At 72.3% G+C, this 25,223-nt stretch carries 21 protein-coding genes; 13 read left to right on the top strand and 8 right to left on the bottom strand.

All coding sequences use genetic code 11. From position 1 onward, the window contains the following. Nucleotides 1-29: 29 nt before the first annotated feature. A complete protein-coding gene (locus V7793_RS01865; protein WP_335581086.1) occupies nt 30-1,541 on the bottom strand; it encodes an ADP-ribosylating toxin in 1,512 nt (503 codons plus the stop codon). A 284-nt stretch (nt 1,542-1,825) separates the two neighbouring features. Continuing rightward, the gene (locus V7793_RS01860; RefSeq protein ID WP_335581082.1) at nt 1,826-2,524 is read right to left on the bottom strand and encodes a hypothetical protein; all 699 of its coding nucleotides are present in this window, start codon (nt 2,522-2,524) and stop codon (nt 1,826-1,828) included. Nucleotides 2,525-2,676: 152 nt separating this feature from the next. Here V7793_RS01860 and V7793_RS01855 point away from each other — a divergent pair, with 152 nt between their 5' ends. After that, the gene (locus V7793_RS01855) at nt 2,677-3,768 is read left to right on the top strand and encodes a hypothetical protein (protein WP_335581081.1); all 1,092 of its coding nucleotides are present in this window, start codon (nt 2,677-2,679) and stop codon (nt 3,766-3,768) included. A 10-nt stretch (nt 3,769-3,778) separates the two neighbouring features. On the opposite strand, the gene V7793_RS01850 is transcribed toward V7793_RS01855, so the two are convergent. From V7793_RS01850 to V7793_RS01840, 3 genes are all read right to left on the bottom strand, one after another. Then, entirely contained in the window at nt 3,779-4,669 is an 891-nt protein-coding gene (locus V7793_RS01850; protein WP_335581080.1) for a TIGR03619 family F420-dependent LLM class oxidoreductase, read from the bottom strand. Between the two features lie 113 nt (nt 4,670-4,782). Continuing rightward, complete coding sequence (locus V7793_RS01845; RefSeq protein WP_335581079.1) at nt 4,783-5,838, bottom strand: sulfotransferase family protein; 1,056 nt, start codon at nt 5,836-5,838, stop codon at nt 4,783-4,785. Between the two features lie 12 nt (nt 5,839-5,850). Next, nucleotides 5,851-7,323 (bottom strand): tetratricopeptide repeat protein, encoded by a 1,473-nt coding sequence (locus tag V7793_RS01840; protein WP_335581078.1) that lies wholly within the window; start codon nt 7,321-7,323, stop codon nt 5,851-5,853. A gap of 330 nt (nt 7,324-7,653) precedes the next feature. On the opposite strand from V7793_RS01840, the gene V7793_RS01835 reads away from it, so the two are divergent. Continuing rightward, the gene (locus tag V7793_RS01835) at nt 7,654-8,142 is read left to right on the top strand and encodes a glutathione peroxidase (RefSeq protein WP_335581077.1); all 489 of its coding nucleotides are present in this window, start codon (nt 7,654-7,656) and stop codon (nt 8,140-8,142) included. A gap of 109 nt (nt 8,143-8,251) precedes the next feature. On the opposite strand, the gene V7793_RS01830 is transcribed toward V7793_RS01835, so the two are convergent. Then, the gene (locus V7793_RS01830) at nt 8,252-9,316 is read right to left on the bottom strand and encodes an aldo/keto reductase (protein ID WP_335581076.1); all 1,065 of its coding nucleotides are present in this window, start codon (nt 9,314-9,316) and stop codon (nt 8,252-8,254) included. 139 nt (nt 9,317-9,455) lie between these two features. Between V7793_RS01830 and V7793_RS01825 the strand changes: the two genes are divergently transcribed. From V7793_RS01825 to V7793_RS01815, 3 genes are all read left to right on the top strand, one after another. Further along, entirely contained in the window at nt 9,456-10,088 is a 633-nt protein-coding gene (locus tag V7793_RS01825; protein ID WP_335581075.1) for a TetR/AcrR family transcriptional regulator, read from the top strand. 159 nt (nt 10,089-10,247) lie between these two features. Beyond that, nucleotides 10,248-10,715 (top strand): hypothetical protein, encoded by a 468-nt coding sequence (locus V7793_RS01820; RefSeq protein ID WP_335581074.1) that lies wholly within the window; start codon nt 10,248-10,250, stop codon nt 10,713-10,715. Between the two features lie 193 nt (nt 10,716-10,908). Next, nucleotides 10,909-12,015 (top strand): PP2C family protein-serine/threonine phosphatase, encoded by a 1,107-nt coding sequence (locus V7793_RS01815; protein ID WP_335581073.1) that lies wholly within the window; start codon nt 10,909-10,911, stop codon nt 12,013-12,015. A 128-nt stretch (nt 12,016-12,143) separates the two neighbouring features. Here V7793_RS01815 and V7793_RS01810 read toward each other — a convergent pair whose 3' ends face one another. Beyond that, nucleotides 12,144-12,881: a transglycosylase SLT domain-containing protein gene (locus V7793_RS01810; RefSeq protein WP_335581072.1), complete on the bottom strand. Its 738-nt coding sequence runs from the start codon at nt 12,879-12,881 to the stop codon at nt 12,144-12,146. A 329-nt stretch (nt 12,882-13,210) separates the two neighbouring features. Beyond that, nucleotides 13,211-14,299, bottom strand: a complete 1,089-nt coding sequence (locus tag V7793_RS01805) for a mechanosensitive ion channel family protein (protein WP_335581071.1) — start codon at nt 14,297-14,299, stop codon at nt 13,211-13,213. A gap of 673 nt (nt 14,300-14,972) precedes the next feature. Here V7793_RS01805 and V7793_RS01800 point away from each other — a divergent pair. The 8 genes from V7793_RS01800 to V7793_RS01765 all read left to right on the top strand — a co-directional run bounded on the left by V7793_RS01800 (nt 14,973) and on the right by V7793_RS01765 (nt 25,215). Beyond that, complete coding sequence (locus V7793_RS01800; protein ID WP_335581070.1) at nt 14,973-16,133, top strand: ArsR/SmtB family transcription factor; 1,161 nt, start codon at nt 14,973-14,975, stop codon at nt 16,131-16,133. A 367-nt stretch (nt 16,134-16,500) separates the two neighbouring features. After that, nucleotides 16,501-19,167, top strand: a complete 2,667-nt coding sequence (gene lanKC, locus V7793_RS01795; protein ID WP_335581069.1) for a class III lanthionine synthetase LanKC — start codon at nt 16,501-16,503, stop codon at nt 19,165-19,167. Nucleotides 19,168-19,173: 6 nt separating this feature from the next. After that, nucleotides 19,174-19,263, top strand: coding sequence for a class III lanthipeptide (locus tag V7793_RS01790; protein ID WP_256791683.1), 90 nt, complete (start codon nt 19,174-19,176; stop codon nt 19,261-19,263). Between the two features lie 79 nt (nt 19,264-19,342). Continuing rightward, a complete protein-coding gene (locus tag V7793_RS01785) occupies nt 19,343-19,432 on the top strand; it encodes a class III lanthipeptide (protein WP_193564165.1) in 90 nt (29 codons plus the stop codon). A gap of 66 nt (nt 19,433-19,498) precedes the next feature. After that, a complete protein-coding gene (locus V7793_RS01780; protein ID WP_206329932.1) occupies nt 19,499-19,588 on the top strand; it encodes a class III lanthipeptide in 90 nt (29 codons plus the stop codon). A 158-nt stretch (nt 19,589-19,746) separates the two neighbouring features. Continuing rightward, a complete protein-coding gene (locus tag V7793_RS01775; RefSeq protein WP_335581068.1) occupies nt 19,747-21,648 on the top strand; it encodes an FtsX-like permease family protein in 1,902 nt (633 codons plus the stop codon). Then, complete coding sequence (locus tag V7793_RS01770; RefSeq protein ID WP_335581067.1) at nt 21,645-23,015, top strand: MFS transporter; 1,371 nt, start codon at nt 21,645-21,647, stop codon at nt 23,013-23,015. Before V7793_RS01775 ends, V7793_RS01770 begins: the two co-directional genes overlap by 4 nt. After that, entirely contained in the window at nt 23,008-25,215 is a 2,208-nt protein-coding gene (locus tag V7793_RS01765; RefSeq protein WP_335581066.1) for a prolyl oligopeptidase family serine peptidase, read from the top strand. Before V7793_RS01770 ends, V7793_RS01765 begins: the two co-directional genes overlap by 8 nt. Nucleotides 25,216-25,223: the final 8 nt, after the last annotated feature.

Below are 25,223 nucleotides of genomic sequence, written 5' to 3'. Positions count from 1 at the left end.
AGGCACGGCGCGCCGTGCCCGCGTGCGCGTCAGCGCTGCCAGTCCTCGTTCCAGACGAGGGTGTTGCACTGGGCCACCTCGGCCTTCGCCTGGACGACGGCGCGCTGCTTCGACTCCAGAACCCGGCCCTGGTCCGTCTTCAGCCGGTAGAAGACGTCGAAGGTCCGGCTGGAGCCGAGCCCGTGGGGGACCAGCCAGCCGGGGGACTTCCCGTCGGCCACGGGGTAGGTGTATTCGCTCCCGCCGCGCTCCCTGACCACGACCTGCGTCTTCGCGGGAACCCTCTCGTCCGCCGGGACCTTCCCGGCCGTCTCCCAGAGGACGTCCATGTACGTCCACCACACGCTGCAGGGCAGGTCGGCGCGCGGCACGGGCAGGATCGGCAGGGCGCCCGTGCCGAGGCGCGGCGCCGGGGGCGGGTCGGCCGTCGCGGCGCGGAAGACGTCGACGAGCACCTCGACGAGCTGCTCGGCGAGGAGGGCCGCGTCGACGACCTCGCCGACGACGGGTACGACCTGGGCGGCCGCGAGGGCGGCGAGGGCCACGGCGTTGACGGCGACGGCCTCGGGGTCGCCGTGCCGGATCCCGTCCGCGATGCCGAGGGCCTGCCCGAGCCCGGGGACGACGGCGCCGGTGACGGCGACCTTATCGAGGGTGGTGGCGTCCTTGTCGGAGAAGGTCTTCGCCATGCCGTAGACCCAGGTCCCGACGCCGGCCGCGGTGGCGGCCACGTGGGTGCCGCTGACCGCGCGGACCTTGGCGTGGGTGAGCTCCGCGGTGGAGTGCGCCTCGCCCCAGGTCGGGCCCTTCGGGTTGCGCTTCGGCAGCCGCTCCATGTGTTCGGCGTCCTGGGCGACCTTCTTCGCCGTGGCCTTGGCCTTCTCCTCGACCTTGTCCCAGTCCACGGGCAGGCAGCGGTCCGCCGACCGTTTGGCGCGCCCGGTGGGGGCGAGGCAGTTGGCCGGGGCCGCCGCGTAGATCGCGGCGTCCAGGGCGGAGTTCCTCCCCCTGAATTCGACGGCCTTCTCGGCCTTCCCGCGCTCCGCCATCTTCCACGGGACGATGAGCTCGCTCCGGCCGGTCCCGTCGTCGGCGATCTTCAGTACGGTGTTCCTCTCGCCGAGGGCGTCCATCAGCGGCTTGCCGTCGGGGACGCCGAACTCGTTCTTGACGAAGTCCAGCTGGCGCTTCAGGAATGCGTCGTCGGTCTCGTCCGCCTTGTGCTCGAGGTGGACTGTGGCCACGTTCACCTCGTCCGGCAGCGTCACCCGTACCACTCCGCCGGCCGCCGTACCGGCCTCATCGGTGCTGTATCCGGCGGCGTGCCCGGTGGTCTCGGCGAGGTAGAGCCCCTTCCAGTTGGGGTCGTGGTTCCCGGCGGTGCCCACGGGGCGCAGCCCTTCGAGGATCGAGTCGAGGTGGCCGGGTTTGTAGCCGTGGAAGCCTTCCAGACCGGTCTGCTTCGCCTGGGATATCCGGTCGCCGCCGGGCGCGGGGACGGGGGCGGCGTGGGCGAGCTCTGCGGAGGCGGCCGCCATCATCCCGGCGAACGCCGTGGTGGCGAAGACGCGTTGAAAGGCAGCTCGCTGTCTCGCAGGCTTCACCTGCCCCGTCCGGCCCATCGGCCCGGTCCGTCTCATCGCAACACGCATACTGCTCCTCTGTTAGGGGGGACATGAGGGGTGATGCGGAAGTTGATGATGATCCTGCCGTAGGAGGACACCCGGGAATATTGGCCCCAAGTAGGGCAGTCGGTGTTCAGGCCCCCGCCGGGCGGCCGACTGACCCCCGCCAACCGGAGGGGGTTGATCCGTTTCTCGCAGGCTCAGTCCAGGGAAGCGCTCTCCATCACCTGGTCCACCTCGCGCGTTTCCACCGGTCCGCCCGGCTGGGCGATGCCGAGGAGGAAGGCCGAGCGGCTGTCGTCGACCGCGATGAGCGTCAGGCGGAGATGGCCCGTGCCACCGGCGCCCTCCGGGACCGCGCTGCCGCGTTTGCCCTCGCTCACCCTCAGCGCCACCGTGTGCGCGGGGCGGCCGCCGACCGTCGTCGGCCGGGACTCCGCGACCTCGGAACTCCCCTCGGGGTAGAAGAAGACCGCGTTCGACCGGGCGGCCCGCTCCGCCTGCTGCTGGAGTGCGGCCTGCGGCATGGCCGCGGCACGGCCGGCGAGGACGGTGCTGCCACCCTCACCGCTCGCGCCGGAGCCGGTCCCGGTGCCGGCATGTTCCTTGGTGACGGACGAGGTGAAGGCACCGATCAGCTTCTTCCCCTCCTCGTGCTCCCACCCTTCGGGGATCGCGTAGGAGAGCCCGGCCGCGCCGTCCGTCACCCGCGGCCGGCCGGCGAAGGGCGAGGAGTCCTCCTCACGCGTCAGCCACCACCCGGCGGCGATCCCGGCGACCAGCAGCAGGACCAGTGCCGCCACGGCGCCGGCCACCAGCTTCCGGCGGTGGCCCGGCCGACCGGCCGGAGCGGGCGCCGGGGGCGCGGGCGGAAAGGCGAGGTGAGGCGTCGTCGTCATGATCCAAGCATCGGGGATCCGGGGTGCCCAGGCCTGAGCACCCATACTCAGTCGCATACTCATTCGACGACGGCGGCCCGGGCAACCATCGGCGCGCTCACGGGTCCGGGCAGCCTGGAACCGTACGGGACATGGGCCCCGTCCTACGGGGCATGATCATTACAACCGACCCGAGCGTGGCCCGGCTCGCCGCCGCCTGGGAGCGCGTCCACCCCACGTCTCCCGCGGACGAAGCGGTACCTCTCGTCCTGGACTGCGCCCGCCGGCTCGCCGCCGACCCGGGCGGAGACGAGGCCCGGATCTGGGTGTCCGGGCTGGTGGCGATGTCGGGTTACCTCGCCTGGCGCCCCGAGGAGGAGGCCGAGCGCGCCGCCCTCGACGCCCTTCGGGCCGCGGTCGAAGCGCTGGGCAGCCGGACCTGTTCGCACGACGGCCACCCGTACGAGGCCGGGATGGACTCGCTGGAGGACGAGGTCTGGAACGGTGAGACCGGACTGCTGACCGGACTGCTGACCGGCCGGCTCGCGGCGCCGGACGCCGACGCCGACTCCGAATCCGATTCGGACTCCGAATCCGGATCGGACACCGAATCGGACTCCGACGTCGCCGCCGTCGACCCCGAGAGGGTGCTGTGCCCCGGCAACGTCGCCGGGTGGGCACGGCTCGCCGCGGACGTGATCGCCCCGTTGACCGTCCGCCGCATCCCCGTGGGAGCACCGGGGTACCACCACAGCCGCATCAGCACCCTCTCGGGGATCGTGAACGACTACCCCTACGGCGATCCGCACGAGGACCTGAAGGGCGAGGCCGCCCGCCTTCCCTCCCGGCCCACCCGCGGAGTGCTGGCCGGCTACCTCGTGACCATGAACGCGACCTGCTGGTACGCGACCTCGGAGAGGATCACGGACCGCTCGGTACTGGACGCCATGGTCAAGGGGATCGAGGAGGCCCTTCCGCTGCTGGAGGACCGTCCGTGCACCCACGCCCCCGGCGAGCATCCCGACACCGACGATCCGGACTACGCGAGCCAGGTCGGTTACTTCCTGCGCAGCCCCGGCGGCCGGGCCGAGATCGCCGAATACTACGGGTGGAACGAGGAGGACGAGGCAGACCAGGAGGACGAGCCCCTGGATGGATGGGTGTGCCCGGCCTTCCTGCGTGATCTGGCCGAGGACACCCTCCTGGAGCTGGCGAGCGGCCTGAAGGCGTTCGAGCCGGCGGACGCCGGGGCTGCGGCCACCTGACCGCCGGGACTCAGCCGCCCGCGCGGACCCGTTCCAGCACCTTGACTCCGAGGTCCAGCGCCTCCTGCGGCCCGGCGACGCACTGCTGCAGGTCGACGAAGCAGCTGTCGGCGCCGGAGTCCCGTACTCCGGTGAGGACCGCGGCGATGTCCTCGGACGAGTCGCCCGGGCGCGGGTTGTGACGGATGTGCTGCCGCAGGGAGTCCGGGTCCCGGCCGGCCTCCTCCGCCGCCCGGCGGGCCACGCTCCACAGCCCGGCCTGGACGCCGGGCGCCAGGGCGACGCCGGCCCAGCCATCGGCCCGGCGTCCGATGCGGCGCATCGCGGCCGGTGAGAAGCCGCCCAGGTAGACGGGCGGGCGGGGCCGCTGGACGGGGCGGAGGCCGACGTGGGCGCGGGGAATGGTCCAGTGGGGCCCGTCGTGGGCGAACTCCGTCTCGCTCCAGATGCCGTAGAGGACGTCGAGGATCTCGTCCAGGCGGGCGCCCCGCCGGCCGAAGTCCCCGTTGACGGCGGTGTATTCGTCCCGCAACCAGCCGACGCCGAGCCCGACGTCCAGCCGTCCCCCGCTGACGTGGTCGAGCGAGGTGAGCGTCCGGGCGAGCAGCAGAGGCGGGTGCCAGGGAGCCGTCAGGGTGCTGGTGCCGAGCCGCACGCGGCTGGTGGCCGTGGCGGCGACGGTCAGCACGGTGAGGGGGTCCAGGAAGGTCTTGTACTGCTCCGGGTAGGGGTTCTCGGGTGTGTGTCCCGGATAGATGTCACTGGGGTCCACGGGGGTCAGCGCACGGTCTCCGACCCACAGCGAGTCGAATCCGGCGGCCTCGGCGTCCCGGGCGAACCCCGCGACCGACTCGGCCCGGGCATGGCTGCCGTACTGGGGCAAGGCAATACCTATCTCCATGAAGCCATCGTGGCGGGAGGGGCGGGCGGGAGCCGGTAACCGCGCCTGTGACTCCCGCCACCCGTCGCCTGTCACCCGTCGTCTGTCACCCGTGGCGCGTCACCCGTGGCATGTCACCCGGATGCCGCGCGGTCAGCGGCCCGGATGCCTTCCAGGGCCCGGGTGCCCGGGGCGCAGCTCTCGCCCAGTTCGCGGAGTTCGGCCGCCGTCAGCCTCCGGGCGGAGCCGCGCCGGGTGTGGTCGAGGAGTGCGCAGCCGGCGTCCAGCCACTGCGGGACCGGTTCGACGCCGGCGAACTCGGCGAGCCGGGTCAGTTCCTCGCGCGGGGCGTCGAGGAGGTCCTCGTAGGCGAGGGTGGTGCGCCGGTCCGCGGGCACGGGGCCGAGGAACTCCCCGCCCTGGATGACGAGGTCCGACCACAGAGCGCCGAACGTCCGCAGGGGCAGGTCCCGGTCCCGTACGAGGGCCGGATCGAAGCGGTCGCCGAGCAGCGGCGCCAGGTCCGGTGGGAGCGCGCGCACGTGCTCGTCGGTCAGGTCGGCGAGGTCTTCGACGCCGGCCCGTGCCTTGATCTCGCGCAGCAGGCAGATCGTGCGAAATCCGGGGTGGCGGCTCATGGACAGGGCGCAGTCGGGACCATCCCTGAACATGTGCACGAATCGCGCGTGCGGGAAGGCGGCCCGCAGCTGCGGCACCCAGCGCGTCGAGTAGCCGGAGCGCTCCACGACGGCCGTGCGCCCGAACCGTGCGCAGAGCAGGCCGAACAGCGCCAGGTGGTGCTCGGCAGCGGTGCGTTCGGGCCAGGGGACGACCGCTGAGCGCAGTTCGTCGAGGAGTGCGTCCGGGTCGTCGGTGAGGTGGGGCAGCACCATGAGGGAGAGCGCGGGGATGCCGGTGGTCTCCGACGCGTACCGCCCGGGGCGGCGCGGGTAGAGGAACTCCGGCAGCGGCAGTCCGCTGCGGATCAGCCGCTCGTAGCGCGGCACGGGCCGGGCGAGCGGCTGCCAGAACTCCTCGCCGGTCACCTTGCCTTCGGGGAACGCGGTGTCGCCCACCGAGGCCATGAACTCGTTGAGGCTGAGGACGTCCGGGTGGGCGTTGACGATACGGGACAGAGCGGTCGATCCGCTGCGGCCCGTGCCGACGACGAAGGTCAGGGTTCTCATCATGCTCACTCCGGCTCAGGCCCGGGCCGCCGGCGCTGCCGCCGGTGCCGGTGCCTGCGCCTGCGCCTGCTGCGCGGCACGGCGTCGCGCCGCGCCGGCCCCCGCCGTATCGCCGAGCCGTTCGGCGAGCCGGGCCTGCGCGCCCCAGTTGTACGGGCACAGGGGGCGCACGTTGATGCGCTCGCTCAGCAGCATGCGCGCGATGTCGTGCTGCCCGCTGCGCACGGCCGCCTCCACCAGGGTCCGCTGGACGGCGTCCCGCTGCGCGTGGCTGCCTCCGAACGCCGCGACTCGGTGCCGGATCGGGAGCAGGAGGCCGACGACGTCGTCGTAGCGGCGCTTGCCGTAGGCGACGAACGCCCGGCACACCGGCAGGCCGACCTCGGCGGTCATCGCCGCGTTGGACAGTCCGGCCGTGTGCGGGCCGGCCTGCCGCACCCAGGCCTCCCGGTCCCGGATGAGGCTCTCGGCCTCGGCCATCCGGTCCGCCCCTACGTGGGCCATGACGGCATGCGCGTCGTTGAAGGCGTAGTAGGCGCCGTCCTGCCGTGCCGTCCAGGCGTCGGAGAGCACGGCCCAGCGGTCACCGGTGTCGACGTCGGCGCCGGGTCCGGTACCGGTGCCGGTGCCGGACCCGGCGCCATTGGCGTCGCCGGTCAGGTAGAGCCGCCACAGCAGGGACGCCGCGTCCAGCATCTCCATCGCCAGCCCGGCCGATTCCTCGTTGTGGAGGACGGCGTCGTAGACGTCGAGGACCCGGCCGGTGCGGCCCGCCTCAAGGTTGTAGAGGGCGTAGTGCCACCAGTTGTGGACGTTGAGGTAATTGCCGTCCGCCCAGTCGGCCGTCCGGTCGTCCAGGTAGCGGATCCCGTCCGCGAACCGTCCCGTCATCTCATAGGCGTGCACGACGGCGTGGATCCCCCACACGTCGCGGGCGTTGCGCTCCACGGCCGCCAGGCCCACCTGCTCCGACTGCGCGTAGTGGCCCGCTTCCTCCAGGCCGAACGCGGACATGCCGAGCAGCAGGCCGTAGTGCGGGTCGTCCTCGTCCCAGGCGGACAGCGCCCCGCCGATGCGGTCGCGCAGCAGTACGGCGTTGCCGGTGAAGAAGTCGGTCTGGTGGCCCACCGCCAGGGCCAGCGCGTCCCGCGGGTGGGCCACGTGGAGCTCGCCGAGCACGCGGCCGGCTCCCAGGATGTCGCCGTTCAGCCAGGACGAGGCGGCCTCGATGTGCATCCGCTCCCGCGGGGTCACCTCCGAGAGATGCACGCCCCTGCGGAAGTCCTCGAAGGACTTCCGCGCCGCCGCCGCGTCCTTCTCCTCCGTGCCCAGCAGACCGAGGTACGCCAGGAGGACGTTGCCCATGACCGAGCGCGGCGAATCGGCGACCGCCGCTTCCGCCTCGGTGGCGACCTCGGAGCGGAAGAAGAGCAGGGATTCCAGCGCCTTCTCGTAGTGCCGCACCGCATCGGTGCCGGTGAACGTCATCGCCTGAGCATGCCGGTCCGTTCCCACTCCCACTCCTCCCGCTCGACCGCCGTGACAGCCGCCGTGACAAGGCCACTCCGCCCGGCCGGGCGCCGCGGCGACGGCAGTACATGCCTGCCCGGTCCTGCGCGCCCGGACGCATGATCGCGGGGTTGTCGTGAAGCGGCCTCCCGCGGCCGCGCCGGAGGCCGGAGGCCGGACGAGCATTCCGGATGACCAGGCGGGGGTGGACGACCGGACCCCGGAGTGCCGGCCGGCTGGGGGCATACTGGCCCACAGGCAAGTCGACCTGATCATGCAGCAGCCGAGCAGAAGAGCCAAGGAGCCATCGTGTCCATCCACGACGTGGAGATCGGCGCCCTCCGGGGCGGCCCCGCGAATCTCGCGCAGTACCGCGGCAAGGCCGTCCTGGTCGTCAACGTCGCCTCGAAGTGCGGCCTGACCCCGCAGTACGCGGCGCTGGAGAAGCTGCACGAGACCTACGCGCCGCGCGGCTTCACGGTGCTGGGCGTCCCGTGCAACCAGTTCATGGGTCAGGAGCCCGGATCCGCCGAGGAGATCGCCTCCTTCTGCTCGGCCACCTACGGCGTGACCTTCCCGATGACGGAGAAGACCGACGTCAACGGCGAACAGCGGCACCCCCTGTACACCGCCCTCGTGGGCACCGCGGACGCCGAGGGTCACACCGGCGACATCCGCTGGAACTTCGAGAAGTTCCTCATCGCCCGGGACGGCAGCGTCGCCGCCCGCTTCAGCCCGCAGACCGAGCCCGACGCCCCCGAGGTCGTCTCGGCCATCGAAGCGGCCCTGCCCGCCTGACGCCTTTCCTCACCGTCGCCGCACGGCGCGGCAGATCACCGTCGGCCCTCGGCCGTCAACGGTGATCTGCCGCGGGCGGCCCCGCGGCCGTCCCCCGCCCTTCCGCCGCCTACGCCTCACCGGCGGCGCTCACCCCGCGCCGGACCGGGTGCGGGTTGAGCCGGGCGAAGCCTTCCTGGCGCTCGTAGGGGAAGTACGGGTACGGCGCGGTCGTGGTGCTCGCGGCGTCGAGCCTCGCCACCTGATCGGCGGTCAGGTTCCACCCCACCGCGCCCAGGTTCTGCCGCAGTTGCGCCTCGTTGCGGGCGCCGATGATGACGGAGGAGACCGTCGGGCGCTGCAGCAGCCAGTTGAGGGCGATCTGCGGCACGGTCCTGCCGGTTTCGAGGGCGATCTCGTCGAGGGCGTCGACCACCCGGAACAGCAGTTCGTCGTCCACGGGAGGGCCGTAGTCCGCGGTGGCGTGCAGACGGCTGCCGGCCGGCAGCGGCCGGTCCCGGCGGATCTTGCCGGTGAGGCGTCCCCAGCCCAGGGGGCTCCAGACGACGGCGCCGACGCCCTGGTCGAGGCCGAGCGGCATCAGCTCCCACTCGTAGTCCCGGCCTATGAGGGAGTAGTAGACCTGGTGCGCGGCGTAGCGCTGGTAGCCGTGCTTGTCGGCGGCGCCGAGGGATTTCATCAGCTGCCAGCCGGCGAAGTTCGAGACGCCGGTGTAGCGGATCTTCCCGGCCCGTACGAGGTCGTCGAGGGTGGAGAGGGCTTCCTCCACGGGGGTGCCCGCGTCGAAGGCGTGGAGCTGGAAGAGGTCGATGTAGTCGGTGCCGAGGCGGCGCAGGGCGTCCTCGACGGCCTTGACCAGGCGTGAGCGGGAGGTGCCCGCGTCCGCCGGGCCGTCGCCCATCGGCAGCCCCGCCTTGGTGGAGATGATGACCTCGTCGCGGCGGCCCTTGAGCGCGGCGCCGAGCACCTCTTCCGAAGCGCCGGCGGAGTAGACGTCGGCGGTGTCGAACATGTTGAGACCCGCCTCGAGGCAGATGTCGATGAGGCGGCGTGCCTCATCGGCGTCGGTGTCGCCCCAGGCGCCGAAGAGCTCTCCGCGCCCGCCGAACGTGCCCGCGCCCATGCTCAGCGCCGGAACCATCAGTCCTGAAGCGCCCAGTCGTCGGAATTCCACAGCGGTTCCCTTCCCCTTGTCCCCTCGTGCCCCGCCTGCGCCGTGCAGGCCCGGGCGGCAGCACTACCGGGATCGGCGTCCCGTTAAGATGGGTTCACCGTAGCAGAGACCGAGCCCCTAATGGAATAGGAGTCCCGTTATGGAGTCCAGGAGTGCCGATCCGGGAACCGTGCGCCCCGGCGGGCGCACCGCCCGCGTGCGAGCCGCAGTCCTGCAGGCCGCCGGAGACGCCCTGGCCGAGGGCGGGCTGTCCGGCCTCGATCTCGCCGACGTGGCGCGGCGCGCGGACGTCGGCAGGACGACCGTGTACCGCCGCTGGGGAACGCCAGCGGCCCTGGTCGCCGACCTGCTCGCGGACATGGCCGAGCAGTCCCTCCCGCGCGCCCGCACGGGCACCCTGCAAGGCGACCTGCGCGCCAATGCCCGCCTCGTGCAGCGCACGCTGGCCGACCCGCGCCAGGGACCGCTCTTCAAGGCGGTGATCGCCGCCGCGACCTGCAACGACGAAGCGGCGTCGGCCCTCCGCCTCTTCTACGCCACCCGCGTCACGGAGTGGGAGCCCTGCGTCCGGGAAGCCGTCGAGCGGGGCGAACTGCCCGGGGGGACCGACACCCGCGAGGTCGTCCGGGCCGTCTCCGCTCCCCTCTACTACCGCCTGCTGACCACGGGCGAGGTACTCGACGAAGCGGCGGCGGACCGGGCAGCGGCGGTCGCGGTAGCAGCCGCGCAGGCGGGAGCCTTCGTCACGGCCGAGGCTCCGGCCAAACAGTGAAACGAATGCGTCATCGCGAGGCGAACGGCGGCATCCGGCACACGGCGGGTGAAAAAGTCCGGTGCAGTCCCCCACTCAGGTCCCCTGCCCAGGCGCCTCATCCGGGGCCGCCGGGGCCGGTGGGGCCGGTGAACGCACCACTCGACGAAAGGACCTTTCGTGAGTAAGAGGACCACCACACTGCTGGCAGCCGCCGCACTCACCGTCGTCGCCCTCGCCGGGCAGGCGGGCGCCGCGGAGACCTCGGGCCACGCCGCCCCGGCCGCAGCGAGTGCAGCGGCCGGGCCGGGCGCCCAGGCCACCCGTACCGTCCACGCCCCGTTCACCCTGGAGCAGAACCAGTCCCTGGCCTCGGACACCGCCAATCTGGTCATGCAGTCCGACGGCAACCTCGTCATATACGACGAGTTCGGCAGAGCCCGCTGGGCCTCCAGAACCGTGGGCAAGGGGTGGAGAGCCGCCTTCCAGGAGGACGGCAACTTCGTGGTGTACACCCGCTCGGGCAAGGCCGTCTGGTCGTCCAGGACGGCCGGACACCCGGGCTCGCGCCTGGTCGTGCAGGACGACGGCAATGTCGTCATCTACGACGGCAGCCAGGCGATCTGGGCCTCCGGCACGAACCACTGATCCCACGCATCTGTCGCGCATCCGTCGCGCATCCGGGTCAGCCGGGCCCGGATGCGCTGCGGATACGGCCTCTCGGGGGCATGATCACCGGGACCGGACTCCGGGACCGGTCCCGGTCGCTCCCGGTGGACCGCTGCGCATCGGCCCGTGTCGCAGGAGCTGCGCAGAGGGGGTGGGGAGGTAAGCAAGGGACATGCGCATTCGGTTCCTCCCGGCAGACCCCGGCTCCGCGGGACGCCGGCGCGCGCTGATTGCCGCCCCGCTGGTGCTCATCGCCGTCATCATGGGGACCGACCTGGTGACCGGCCCCGACATCCACCTAGGCCCCCTGCTGGTAGCCGCCCCCGCACTCACCGCGACCTTCGGCGGCAAGCGGCTGACCGCCTTCATCGGCGCCCTGGCCGTGGGCGCCCAGATCGCCCTCGGGTTCATCTTCGGCCGGACCACGACCGCCGATCACCAGACGCAGACCGGAGCCCTGTTCCTGGCCGTCTGCTTCATCGTCGCCTTCCGCGCCCTGCGCGAGCGCCACGAAGAGGCACTGGACCGGGCCCGGTGGATCGCCGACGTCGCACAGAAAGTCCTGCTCAAGCCCCTGCCCTCCCGCATCGGCCCCCTGGAGCTCGCCTCGGCGTACACGGCGGCCGAGGCCGAGGCGCAGATCGGCGGCGACCTCTACGCGGCCGTGCGCGCCCGCGACGCGACCCGCGTCATGATCGGGGACTGCCGCGGCAAGGGACTGGACGCCGTCGGGGACGCCGCCCTCCTCCTGGGCGCCTTCCGCGCCGCCGCCCACCGTTTCCCGCCCCTCCCCCGCCTCGTCGCCCACCTCCACAACACCGTCTACTGGGACGCGGAGGAGCCCGCCGACGAGCTCGCGGCGGGCGAGAGCTTCGTGACCGCGGCCGTGCTGGAGATCCCCGACGACCGGCCCCTGGTCCACGTCATCAGCTGCGGCCATCCGCCGCCGCTGATCGTCCGCGACGGGGAGGTCGTCACCCTGGCGGTCGCCGACCCCAATCTGCCCTTCGGCCTGGGCACACCCACGACGGAGGCCGACTACGAACCCGAGGACTTCGCCTTTCGCGACGGCGACCTCCTCCTGCTCTACACCGACGGGGTCATCGAGGCCCGCGGCGCCCACGGCGCCTTCTACCCCCTCGCCGAGCGCCTCGCCTCCTGGAACGAACGCGAACCGCGGCGCCTGATCCAGCGCATCCGCCAGGACCTGCTCGCCCACGCCGGTGGGGCCCTCAACGACGACGTCGCACTGGTCGCCATCCGCCGCAGCCCTCTGTGACTGCCCCGGGCCCCGGGTATGCGGCGAGGGCGGTGGCGCCCCGGGTCGGTGCGGGGGTGCCACCGCCCTCGGCGGAGTGCGGGGTGGTGCTAAAAGGCTGTGCGCTGATCGGTGCTGATCGGTGCTGATCAGTAGGCGGAATTGACGTTGTCCATCGAGCCGTACTTGTCAGCGGCGTAGTTGCAGGCAGCGGTGATGTTGGCGACCGGGTCGTAGATGTCCCAGGACGTGCCCTCGACGTGGTACGCCTTGAACGTCGGGTCGATCATCTGCAGCAGACCCTTCGACGGAACACCGTTCACCGCGTTGATGTCCCAGTCGTTGATCGCACGCGGGTTACCGGTCGACTCACGCAGCACATTGCGCTTGATGCCGTCGTACGAAGCCGGAATACCCTTCGCCCGCAGAATCTCCAGGGACTCATTGATCCAGCCCTCAAGATTGTCGGCGTAAGCCTTCTTCGCCGGAGCGGCCGGGGCGGCCGGGGCGGCAGGCTTCGCCGGGGCAGCGGGCTTGGCAGCCGGCTTGGCGGCAATCGCCTTGCGCTCAGTGGAACGGTTGGCAGCCTGCTCGGCGGCACGCTCCTCGGCGACCTTCACCTTCGCCGCAGTGTCCGCGCCGGCCTTGGCAGCAGCCTTGGCAGCAGCGTCGGCCTGCTTCTCCAGCTCGCCCTGCTGCGTCTCACCGAAAGCCTCAGCACTCCACGCCACCGGCTTCACCGCAGCAGCAGCCGGAGCGGCATCAGCGGCGAAAGCATGCGGCGCGACAGCCACCGCAACGACAGCAGCACCGGTCGCGGCAATACCGGCGACGGAGAACTTGTGAACCTTCGGCAGACGGGCATAAGCGGAGACGGTGGAGCGCATAACTGAGCTGAACCTTCCAATCGCGGATGTCGCCCGGCCCTGAAGCGGCGCAGAAATCAAGCGCCGTTTCTCGGTCGACGGCGCCCAGCGACCCCGTAATTGTTAGCGGCGGCGAAAACGCCTGACAAGGGCTGTGACCTACTACGCTCCTTCATTGCCGGCGCGCGATTACCCGCCCTGTCCCCGTATTCACCCGCGGCTGTTCACTACCGGGATTCGTAAGTGATCCGGGCCTCATGGGCGTCCTCACACGCCACCACCCCCGAAACAACACAAAGCGAGCACGAAGACGCACAGCGTCAGCGGATTTCCGGGGGCTCCAGGGCCGCTCAGGAAGCCTGGTCGAGGGACGCGCGGGGGTGCGGGATCGTGGTTTCCGTGGGCGTCTCCGTGGCCTGCTGCAGGGAGACGGTCCGGGCCGGAGCGGGGATGCGGATGCCCTCGGTGCGGTAGCGCTGGTGCAGGCGCTTGATGAACTCATGTTTAATGCGGTACTTGTCGCTGAACTCGCCGACCCCGAGGATCACCGTGAAGCCGATCCGGGAGTCCCCGAAGGTGTGGAACCGCACGACAGACTCGTGGTCCGGGACGGCGCCCTCGACGTCCTTCATCACGCTCTCGGCAACCTCGACGGTGATCCGCTCCACGCGTTCCAGGTCGCTTTCGTAGCCGACGCCCACCTGCACCGTGACGGACAGCTTCTGTTCGGGCCGGCTGAAGTTGGTCATGTTCGTGCCGGCCAGCTTGGCGTTCGGGATGATGACCAGGTTGTTGTTGAGCTGCTCGACCACCGTGATGCGCCAGTTGATGTCGCGGACGTAGCCTTCTTCACCGCTGCTGAGTCGTATGTAGTCGCCCGGCTGGACCGTCTTCGAGACGAGGATGTGCACGCCCGCGAAGAGGTTGGCCAAGGTGTCCTTCAGCGCCAGGGCGATCGCCAGGCCACCGACGCCGAGGGCGGTGAGCAGCGGGGCGATGGATATGCCGAGGGTTTCCAGCATGACGAGGAAGCCCATCGCCAGGACCGCGATGCGCGTGATGTTCACGAATATCGTGGCCGATCCGGCCACACCCGACCTGGACTGCGCCATGGAGCGCACCAGTCCGCTGATGACCCGGGCGGCGGTGAACGTCGCGATGAGGACGATGATGCCCATCAGCACCTCGTCGACGACGTGACCGACCTGGCGGGTCAGCGGGAGGGCTCCGGCGGCCGCGGCCACACCGGCCGCGACCGCGCAGCCGGGTGCGAGCGTGCGCAGCACGTCGACGATGATGTCGTCGCCCTGCCAGCGGGTTCTGAGGGCGCGCACGCCGAGCCAGCGCAGGACCACCCGCAGCACGAGGGCGACGGCCAGGCCCGCGGCGATGGCGATGCCGGCGACGATGATGTCATGCAGTGTCAGATCCCGGTTCACCGGTGTCCTCCCCGCCCTGCGGAGGAGGGAGCGGCGGCGTCGTGCGCTGTCGCCGGAAGGTCGGAGTAATGATTCGTCACCTTGTACCTGTCTGTCCCGACGGATCGTGCTCGCGCAGGGGTACGGCAGTTCCGCTCGACCCGGCGCGAGAAGTCATCCTGCACCACGCCCGTTTCACACCTGCACGCCCGGGTGGCAGTTCCGACGCTCCGTCAGTGAACCGCGCCCCGCCGACGGAAGGCGCAGCTCACGGACGCGCGAGTGGGGCGGGTGGGGCGGGTGACAAGGTGTCAGTCGTCGAGCAGCCGCCATGCGGTGAGGGCGAGCCGGGCGCGGACCAGGCCGGCGTCGCGCCCGGTGGACCCCTGCCCGGAGGGTGCTTGCCGCGTGAGCGTGTGCGGGTCCGGGGCGGTGGCCTCCCGGCCGTCGGGTCCTATGCGGATCGCGCGGGCGGGGCCGATTGCCCGCCGGACGGCGGCTGACCGAACAGCGGCTGACCGGAAAGCGACTGAGCCGACAGCGACTGAGCGGACGGACGACGGGACAGGCGTGACAGCGGAGACGAACGGGTGCGCAAGCGGCGGCAGGAGGTCACCGTGTCGCTTCCGGCGCCTGTCTGCTGAGGTGACGGACTCGATTATCCATCCCCCGTGCGGTCCGGGAGCCGGGAACCATGCACATCAGCATTGGCCAACGCTCCGTCCGCCGGCACCGGGACGTCGCCGCGCATCCAGGCGGAGCCGATCGCTGCGGGGGCCGCTTCATGTATCGCATCATTTTGTCGGTCGACGACCTGGCACGCGTGAGGATCAGTGAATCGGATCTCCTCTCCATGGAGGCGCTGTTCGCCCTGGAGGCGCTCCGGGAAGGCCGTGGAGAGGGCTTTCGCGCATGGCGGCAAGGAGTGTGCGGAGGCGGCCGCCGGGCCGATCCGAGAATGGAGCGGGTCGCGACGCTGATCCGGGTTCCGGGCGGGCCGGGAAAGTTGCTGGAATTATGTACCGGCGGGGGACGGCACACCGTGCTTCCCCCGAACGGGGCCGGGGTTCCCGCCGTGTCCGTGCGTTCCGCGGTCCAGGACTTCCAGCAGATGGCCGTCGCTCCGCACTGGGGACGGATCCGCGCCTATCTGGGCGAGGTCCGGGACACCCTGCGGGACATCATGTGCCGTGACGGCGTGGAAGTGCTGCTGGACTCGCTGGGTCCGGGAATCCGCTGGAACGCACCGGCCTTGGAGATCGCAGGCGTACGTTCCGGAGAGAGGGAACTGGACGGCAGCGGGCTGGTGCTGGCTCCGTCCTTGTTCCTGCAGCGCGCAGGGCATGTGCTCCCGCCGGCTCGGCAGGGCGCGCACCGCGCCCCCGTCCTGGTGTTTCCCGACCGCCCGGGACCGGAGGAGCTGACGCGGTTGCTGGGCGGCGGACGGGCAGCCGGTCCGCAGTGCGGGCCGGACAGCCTCGCGGCCCTGGTCGGGCGGACCAGAGCGGCCGCACTGCGTGCCCTGCGCGAGGGCTGTACCAACGCCGAGCTGGCGGAACGGCTCGGCGTGTCCGCGGCCGCGGTGAGTCAGCACATGGCCGTCCTGCGGGCCGCCGGCCTGGTCTCGACGCGTCGCAACCGCAGCCATGCGATCCACACCGTCACCCGTCTCGGCCACCTCCTGTTACGAGGCGAGGCGGCGGAGCGGCACCCGGCCGAGCCGCATCCGGCCGAACGGCGCCCGGCTGAGCGGCACCCGACGGAACGACACCTGACAGAACCCGCACTGCGCGGGGCGGCGTTGCCGCAGGTCCGGGACAGACGGGCGCCCGCGGCAGCAGCGGTGGCCCTGTGACGGCTCGTCTCCGGGACGCCGGCATTCCCCGGCTGCTCGGCGAACACGTGCGTTGTGGATACCGCGCGCCTGTCCGGTCGGCCACCCGCGACAACTCTCAGGAATTCAAGGGAAATCGCTTGACGATACGGATCCGGGCCGCTCGCCCCCGGCATTACCGGATGGTAGATCTCCGGTTAAGCGTGAACTTACGCCGATTGCCGGGCGACGGTGAGTGGGTGGAGGATTCTCGTAGCGGAACGGAAAAGCGTTCCGCCCACCGGAAGCACCGGAAGCACCGCACGAAGAACTCCGGTATCCGGTAACCCTTTTCATACTTTGACGACGGCATAAGAAGATGCCGCCTGCAGCACGGCGGGAGGGCACCATGGATCCGAGGTACGAGGCGTACACCATCGCAGATTCCACGTGGTACGAGCCGCTGGACCGCTGCCAGGATTCGGATTCCCTGTTCTCCCTCTCGGTGCGGGAAATTCCCTCCGGATGGCGGCGGGAACACCAGGGCGTATGGGAATTCCTGACGCCCGGTGACGCCGCACGGCTGCCGGAGCAGGGCTGGAAGATCCACGTGAGTGCGACGCCCGGCGCCGCCGAGGAGACGGTGGAGGCGGCCTGGGACGTCTGCCGGCGGCTGGGGCTTCCGTGGAAGTTCCTGCGCAGCCGGCAGATCGTCGCCGCGATGAACACCAAGTACGCCCACCGGGCCGCAAGCGGCAAGGCGGTGACCGTCTACCCCCGGACCACGGACGAGCTGCGCACGGCCCTGGAGGAGCTCGGCACGGCGATGCACGGGCGGCCCGGGCCGTACGTACTGTCCGACCGGCGCTGGAACGACGGCCCGGTGTCGGTCCGCTACGGGGCCTTCACGCTGATGTGGTGCGAGCTCGCCGACGGCACCCGCGTCCCCGCGATGCGCACCCCTCAGGGGCAGCTCGTGCCCGACCCCCGCCGCCCGGTCTTCACCGTCCCCCCGTGGGCCGGCGTCCCGGACTTCCTCGCGGAGCAGCCGGCAGCCGATGGAGCATCGGCCTCGCTCGGCGGCTACGAGGTCCGCAAGGCGCTCCACTTCTCCAACGGCGGGGGCGTGTACCTCGCGGCCGGCAGCGACGGCGGACAAGTCGTCCTCAAGGAGGCCCGGCCGTACGCCGGCCTCGACGCCAACGGCCTGGACGCGGTCGCCAGACTGCGCACCGAGGACGAGGTCCTCGGCAGACTCGGGCACCTGCCGTTCGTCCCGCGCCGGTACGGCTCCTTCACGGCCTGGGAACACCACTACCTCGCCATGGAGTACGTCGAAGGGGAGACCGTCAGCGCCTGGCTGGGGCGCGAGCACCCGCTCACCCGCCACCGGCCCACCGCGGCGGCCCGTCACCGCTTCGCCGCCTCCGTCGTCGAGCGGATGGAACAGGTCGCGGAATGCGTACGGGCGCTGCACGAGGCCGGAGTGGCCTTCGGCGACCTCCACCACCGCAACATCCTGATCCGGCCCGACGGCACCGTGGCGCTCGTGGACTTCGAGCTCGCCACCTCGGTCGGCTCGGTCCGCAGTGCCGCGCTGGGGGCGCCCGGCTTCGCCGACCCCGCCCTCACCGATCCGCGCGAGGCGGATCTGTTCGCCCTGGGCTGCTGCCAGCTCGCCGCCCTCGTCCCCCTCACCGTGCTGACCTTGCGCAACCCCCGCGCCGTGGGCTCACTGATCGAGCTGGCCCGCGCTTCCTTCCCTTCCCTGCCGGCGGAGTTCCTTCGGCAGATGACCGAACGCCTGGCGCTGTCCCCCACGCTGCGCCCCCACTTGCCACCTTCCGGAACGCCCGCAAGAACGCCCGCAGAAACGCCCGCAAGAACAGCTGCAGGAACGCCGGGCGGCATCGGCGACCCGCCGAAGCCGACCGCTCAGACCGCTCAGACCGGTCCGACCGCTCCGACCGCTCCGACCGCGGAAACGTTGCTGCAAGGCATCTCCCGCTCCGCCGACCCCGGCCGTAAGGACCGGCGCTACCCCTGCGACGTGACCGGGTACCGTCCGGGCGCCTCACTGGGACTCGCGTACGGCACGCCCGGCGTGCTGTGGGCACAACGTGCCGCCGGAAGCACAGTTTCCGGAGAGGACGTGGAGTGGCTGGTCGATGCCGCGCGCCGGGCTCCCCTGGACGCGCCGCCCGGTCTCTACGACGGGCTGGCAGGTGCCGCGTGGATCCTGCACCGCCTGGGACACCCGCAGGGCGCGAACCTGGTCGACCGCCTTCTGGCCGGCCCCCTGCCCGCCTCACCGGGTCTGTTCGGCGGACTGACGGGAATTGCCCATCTCTTCCTGGACTCCGGACTCAAGGACGAAGCGCTCGCCCTCGCCCTGCGGGTACGTGCACAGGTGGGGGTCAAGGGACTGCTGGACCGGCCGGGGCTGATGTACGGCTGGTCGGGACCGGCGGTGCTGTTCGCCCGCTGCGCGGAAGTGACCGGAGACCTGCAGTGGGCGGCGGCGGCCGAACGCGCCGTACGCTGCGACCTGGTGCACGCCCGCGACGTGGACGGCATGCTGCAGATGCACAGTTCGAGCCGGCTGCTGCCCTACCTGGCGGAAGGCTCCGCCGGCGTCGCAATGGCCGCCCTCGCGCTTCCCCCGCCCCAGGCGGCCGCAGCCGGTGCCGACGGCATCGTGGCCGGCGCCGCCCGGGCCGGCGCAGTGGAAATCGTCCTGCAGGGCGGGCTGTTCAACGGCCGCTCCGGACTGGCGTACCTGCTCTCGCACGCCCCGGCCCGTACGGGGCGGTGGCGAGCCGAGCTGGACAGCCATCTGCGGGCCCTTTCCCTGCACTTGGCGCCGTACGAGGACGCTCACGTCCTGCACGGCGACCAGCTGGTCCGTCTCTCGACGGACCTGGCGACCGGCTCCGCCGGCGCGGTGATCGCGCTCGTCGCCGCCCAGAACCCCGGCAGCCGTCTGCTCCCCGGCGCTCACCCCACCTGCGGGTGGCCGGCCGCCGGGAGCGACGCTCCGGACCACCCGGCCCCACAAGCCTGCGAGAGGAGGTGAGAAGACATGCAGAACATTCTCGCTCTGCAGGAGCTCGACGAGGAGACCGTCCTCGACGCTCCCCTGAGCTCCGTCAGCGTCGTGGTGTGCCACTGACACCGCGGCCGGCGCAGCCCGGGACCGGACCGGACCCTCTCCCACCGCACCACCACACCCCTGAAGGAGGTGTACGGACATGCTGAACATTCTGGCCCTGCAGGAGCTCGACGAGGAGACGATCGTCGACGCCCCCATCAGCACCATCAGCCTCGGCGGCTGCCACTGAGAGACCGCCCCGGCGCAGACCGGGACCGACCCTTCCCCACCGCGCCCCCGAAGGAGGTGACAAGGAATGCTGAACATTCTCGCTCTGCAGGAGCTCGACGAGGAGACTGTCCTCGACGCTCCCCTGAGCTCCGTCAGCGTCGTCGTGTGCCACTGACGCTTGGTCATGAACGGTCGCACCGGCCGTAAATGAGCGCGGGGAGGCCACAATGTGGGTGGCCTCCCCTGCGCTGCTTCCAGCTTACGCACTGTGGAGGGCAGAAGACAGTGTCCGAGGCGTCCCGTCCCTCTCGCCCCCTCGCCGGACCGATGCGCATGCGCCGCCTCTTCCTCGCCGAAGCGCGCGCCCACCCCGGCCGCCTGGCCGGAGCCGCGGTGGCCTGTGCCATGACGGCGGCGGGAGTGGGCGCCTGCACGCTGCTCCTGATCGGTGCGGGCCGCGCGGACTTCCCCGCCCGCTCCGTGGCGGCGGCCCAGGCCCAGGACGCCCGCGATCTGCTCTCCCTGCTGCTCTCCATGCTGCTGATGTGCGCCGTGCTGGTGATCGGCTCGACCGTGTCGCTGTGGACGGGGCAGCGGCTCGGGCAGTTCGCCGTCCTGCGCGCGCTCGGCGTCACGGCCGGGCGGCTGCGGCGCCTGGTCGCCGGTGACGTGGCCCGGCTCGCGGTCGCCGCGGCCGCCGTGGGAGCCCTGGGCATGCTGCCCCTGGCACACGCGGGGCGACGTCTTCCGGTGAACCGCGAGCTCTTCCCCGAAGCGGCCTCCCTGCCCTCCTCGGGCCAGGTCTGGGGCACGGCCGTAGGCGTGTGCGTCGCCACCGGGGCCGTGGCCGTCCTGGCCGCGATGGCCAGCGTCTTCGCCGCCGGGCGCGTCAGCCCCGGCGCGCTCATGAAGGACACGGAAGGGTCCCTGGCGTCCCGCCGCAGCCGGGCGCGGCTGCTGACCGGCCTGACGATGGCCGTGATGCTGTGCGTTCCGCTGCTGTACGTCATGGCCTTCACCCGACTCCCCTCAACGGTACGGGCCGCCGTCGCCCCCGGTCTCGCCCTGGTGCTCATCCCCACGCTCGCCGTCCTCGCGCCGTGGATCGTGCCCCTGCTGACCCGGCCGGTGTGCACCGTCCTGCGGATCGCGGACCGGCGGGTGGGACGCATCGCCGCCGCAGGGCTGCGGGCGGCTCCCGCGCGGACGACCGCCATGGCGGTACCCGTCCTGCTCGCGGTGGGGATCGCCGTCTGCCTGATGGGCACCGGCGCCACCATGGGAGAGGCCGTCGCGCGCCAGACGGGCGACGGGCTGCGCGCCGACGGCGTGGTCACCGCCCGCCCCGGGCACCGGCTTCCCGCACGGCCCGCCGCGCCCTCCGGCGTCACCGCCACGGTGCTGGTGTCCACGCGGATCACCGCCCCCGCCACGTCTCTCGACGACCAGCCCTCTCCCGTGGACGCCTGGGGGGCCGACGGTTCCGCGCTCGTGAAGTCCCTGGACCTCAAGGAACGCGAAGGCCGGCTGTCGGCGCTGCGGGAGGGGTCCTTCGCCGCCGGCGTCGGCCAGGCCGAGGCCCATCACTGGCGGCTCGGCCAGAAGGTCCGGCTCGCCCTGGCGGACGGGTCCCGCCCCGAGCTGACCCTCGTCGCCGTCTACGAACGCGACCTCGCCTTCCCGGCGTTCGTCATCGCCCGCACCACGGCCCTGCAGCACACCCGGGAACCGTACGCCGACCGGATCCTGCTCAGCGGTGCGTACCGCTCCTGGCCGAAGGAAACCGGTCAGACCGTCGCCTCCCGTGCGCAGTACCTCGACGACCTCAAGCCCCGCAACCCCGCCGACGACCTCGCCTCGCGCCTGATCGTCTCCGTCGTCAGCGGCTATGCGCTGCTGGCCGCGGCCAACACCGCGTCCCTGGCCCAGCGCGACCGCCGCGCCCAGCGCGCCCACCTGCGCGCCCTCGGGCTGGGCAGAGGCCAGCTACTGCGCTGCGTGCTCTACGAAGCGCTCGGCGCGGCCGCCGTCGGGGCGGCGCTGGCGGCCGCCACGGCACTGGCCTGCCTGGTCCCCTTCGCCGCCGCCCTGGGCACCGGGGCGCTGCCCGCCCTGGACGTGCCGTGGACCGCGGCGGTCCTGGCCGCCGCCGTCCTGGCGGTCGCCCTGCCCTCGGTGATGACCGCCCACCCGATGTCCACCGTCCGGCAACAGTTCGCAAGGAGAGCGGCGTGAAGCAGCCGAAGCAGAAGCTGGGCAGGCGGTTCTGGCTGCTGTTCAGCGGGGAGGCCGCCTCCGCCGTGGGCACGGCGGCCTCGGTCATCGCCCTGCCCATGGTCGCCTACCAGGTGAGCGGCGACGTCCGGCACGCCGGATTCACCAGTACCGCGCTGTCCCTGGGGATCGTGGCGGCCCGGCTGCCCGCCGGGGTGCTCGCCGACCGCTACGAACGCCGCACGCTCCTCCTCCTGGGCAACGCCGTCGGCGCCCTGGTGCTGGGCGCCCTGGCCGTGCTCCGGGCGGCGGGCTCCGTCCACCCGGGCGCGCTCCTGACCGCCGCCTTCCTCCTCGGCGCCGTGGGCAGCACCCTGGCCCCCGTCGAGAACGTGGCCGTACGCACCTTCGTCCAGGCCGACCTCCTGCCCCGCGCCCTGGCCCTGGTCCAGAGCCGTGCCGCACTCGCACTGATCGTCGGCCCCCTCGTGGCGGGCGTGCTGCTCAGGGCCAACGCTGCCTGGGTCTTCGCCGCCGACGCCCTGACCTACCTCACCGCGGCCTGCTGCGCCTTCCTTCTTCCCGCCGAAGCAGGCCCCACCGGCAAGCAGCAGCCTGCGCTCCGGGCCGTCACAGAGGGCCTGCGCTTCCTGTGGCGGTCCCCCTTCCTGCGCTACGGCGCGCTCAACGCCACCGTCCTCAACCTCGTCTTCAACGGCCTGCTGATCGTCGTCATCGCTTCGTGCGACAGGACCGGCGCGGGCTCGGTGGCCGTGGGCGTGCAGACAGCCTGCTTCGGCGCGGGCGCGGTGGCCGGTTCCCTGATCGCCGCCCCGGTGGCGCGCAGACTCCCCGCGGGCCGGGGCATCGCCCTGGCCACCGCCGTCATCGCCCTCGCGCTGCTCGGCTTCGCCACGGTCCGCAGCACGTGGGGCGCGGCCCTCATGCTGGCGCTCGCCACCGCCGGCGGCCCCGTGATCACGGTGGTGCTCTCCTCGATGCAGATGCGCATCACACCGCCCCGGCTGCAGGGGCGCGTCCACAGTGCCAGCGGCTTCCTCTCCCAGGCCGTCGCTCCGCTCGGGCCCACGCTCGCCGGTGCGAGCGCGCACGCCTTCGGCCTGGGGCCGACGGTCACGGCAGCGGCCGCCCTGGTCGTCCTCCTGGCCGTGGTGGGCTGGTTCACCACCGCCCGCCGTACGGTGACGGCGGAGGCGCAGCAGTCTCTGGACGCTCAGGTGTCCACGGACTCGCAGATGTCCACGGATGCGCAGATGTCCACGGATGCGCAGGTGTCCACAGATGCGCAGAAGGCCCGCGTCGGGGAGGTTCCGGCGGCGCAAGCTCCGGCAGCGCAAGCTCCAGCGGTGGAGGCCGGTCGTGGCTGACGGCGTACCGGTGGCCTGTGACGGTACCCGGCCGGACGGGCGGACCGGAGAACCAGCCGATCCCTACCGCTGGCTGGAAGAGGACTCATCACGCACGCGCGCGTGGCTGACGGCACAGCAGCACTTGCTCGAGGGCCACCGTGAAGGCACCGATGACCGCGGCTGGCAAGCGCTCCTGCGCAGGATCGAGACCGCCACCGCGGGCCGTCTCCTGAGCCCACCGGTGGAAGCCGGAGGGATGCTGTTCCGGCAGCGGCTGAGCGCCTCCGGCAGCGAGCTCCTCAGCGCGACCGACCGGCATGGCCGCGAGCGCATCCTCCTGGACACCGGTGACCAGCCCTCGCCCACCAGGACGGCGGGCCGGCACCCCGACCCCCGCGGCCGCGCCCTGCTCGTCCAGCTCCACCACGACGGGCACGAGAACGGCGGCCTGCACCTGATCCCCACCGACGGCGGCACACCCGCGGCGTACCTTCCCGACGCCTCGCCCCACCCCGCCGTGGCCTACGCCGGTGACCTCCTGCTCTACAGCGCCGGCACCCGGACCGAACACACCCTGCGCGCCCGCCCCTTAGGCGATGACCCGGCCCGGAGCGCGGCCCGGCATCCGGACCGGACCGTGGAGCTTCCCGTACCCGGACCGGTGAGGATCACTTTGCGCTGCGGGCCGGGCGGCCATCTGCTGCTGCGCACCCGGACGGCGAAGGCGCCCTCGGCACAGTGGTGGTGCACCCTCTGGGACGGCCACGGCACGCCCGGCTGGCAGCCCCTTCCCCTGGACGACCTCCGTATCACCGCGTTCGCCCTCGGCACGGACCGTCTCTACCTCGCCACAGGCCCGGACGTTTCGGCACTTGCCCTGCCGGACGTGGCCCGCGGGCACATCACAGCGCCCGCCCCGCTCCCCCGCACCGCCGATGCCGGGCCGACGCCGGGAGAGGTCAAGGCTTTGCGCGTCCTGGGGCCGGGGCCGGCTCCCTGCCTGGCCGTCCTGAGGCAGCACGGCACCACCCGGCGTATCGGCCTGCTCAGCCTGCCCCGCCTGCCCCGCCTGCCCGGCCTGCCCGGCCTGCCGCCCACGGACGGCATGCGCGCCGAGGACACAGTTCCTGCCGAGCCGAGGACCGAAGCGGACGGCCGGGGCACCACGGTCCTGACCTGGCACGCCCGGCTGCGCATCGGACCCTCTTCGTACGGTGATGACGGCCGTCCCGGCGACGCACTGTGGATCCTGGCCGACGACCCGCGGGACGGCTGCTGGAGCCACCGCCTCACCCCCGGCACACCACCCGTCACCCCGCCGGCAGGCCGCTCTCCCCTCCGCACCTCGACCGCCGTCAGCAGCGACGGAACCTCCCTCCCCGTCACCGTCTGCGACCCGCCCTCCACCGGGACCGGCCCGGCCCCGGTCCTGGTCACCGTCTACGGCGGCTTCGGTGTCCCCCTCGAACCCTCCTTTGACCCCGTCCTCGCCGCCTGGCTCGCCGCCGGAGGGCGCGTGGCCTGGGTGCACGCCCGGGGCGGCGGCGAATTCGGCCCGGAGTGGGCGGCGGCGGGGCGGGGCGCGGGCAAGTCGCGCACCGTCGACGACCTGTGCGCAGCCGCGCGCGCCCTCGTCGACCAGGGCGAGGCCGCGCCGGGACAGCTCGCCGGCCTGGCCGCGAGCAACGGCGGCCTGGTGCTGGCCGCGGCCGCGCTCCGCGTCCCTCGCCTCTTCTCCGCCGTCGCCTGCGCCGCGCCCCTCACCGACATGGCCCGCTACACCTCCGGCGGTGGCCTGGGCCGCCTGTGGCACGACGAGTACGGGGATCCCGATGACCCGGCCGCGCTCGCGGCGCTCCTGGCGTACTCGCCCTACCACCACGTACGGCAGGGCGAGTCCTACCCGGCCACGCTCCTGATCACCGGGGGGAACGACGCACGGGTCCCTCCCTGGCACGCCTGGAAACTCTGCGCCGGGCTCCAGGAGGCGAACTCCGGCCGGCAGCCCGTCCTCCTGGACCACCAGCCCGGCACCGGCCACCACGGGCGCACCGGCACCGCCGCCACGACCCTCAGCGCCCGTGTCCTGGCCCTCCTCGCCACCCGCACCGGCCTCGCCGCACCCACGGGACCGGAGCCCCCCTCGCCAGCCACCGACGTGAACGCGCCCTCCCCGCTCCGGGCGCACCGGCAGCCGACCGCACCCGCACCGTCCTGAGGAGCACC

The sequence above is a fragment of the Streptomyces sp. KLMMK genome, assembly GCF_036961605.1.
Taxonomy (GTDB): domain Bacteria; phylum Actinomycetota; class Actinomycetes; order Streptomycetales; family Streptomycetaceae; genus Streptomyces; species Streptomyces telluris.
Note: the sequence above shows the minus strand (reverse complement) of the source record. Positions and strands in the feature narration are given on the sequence as shown.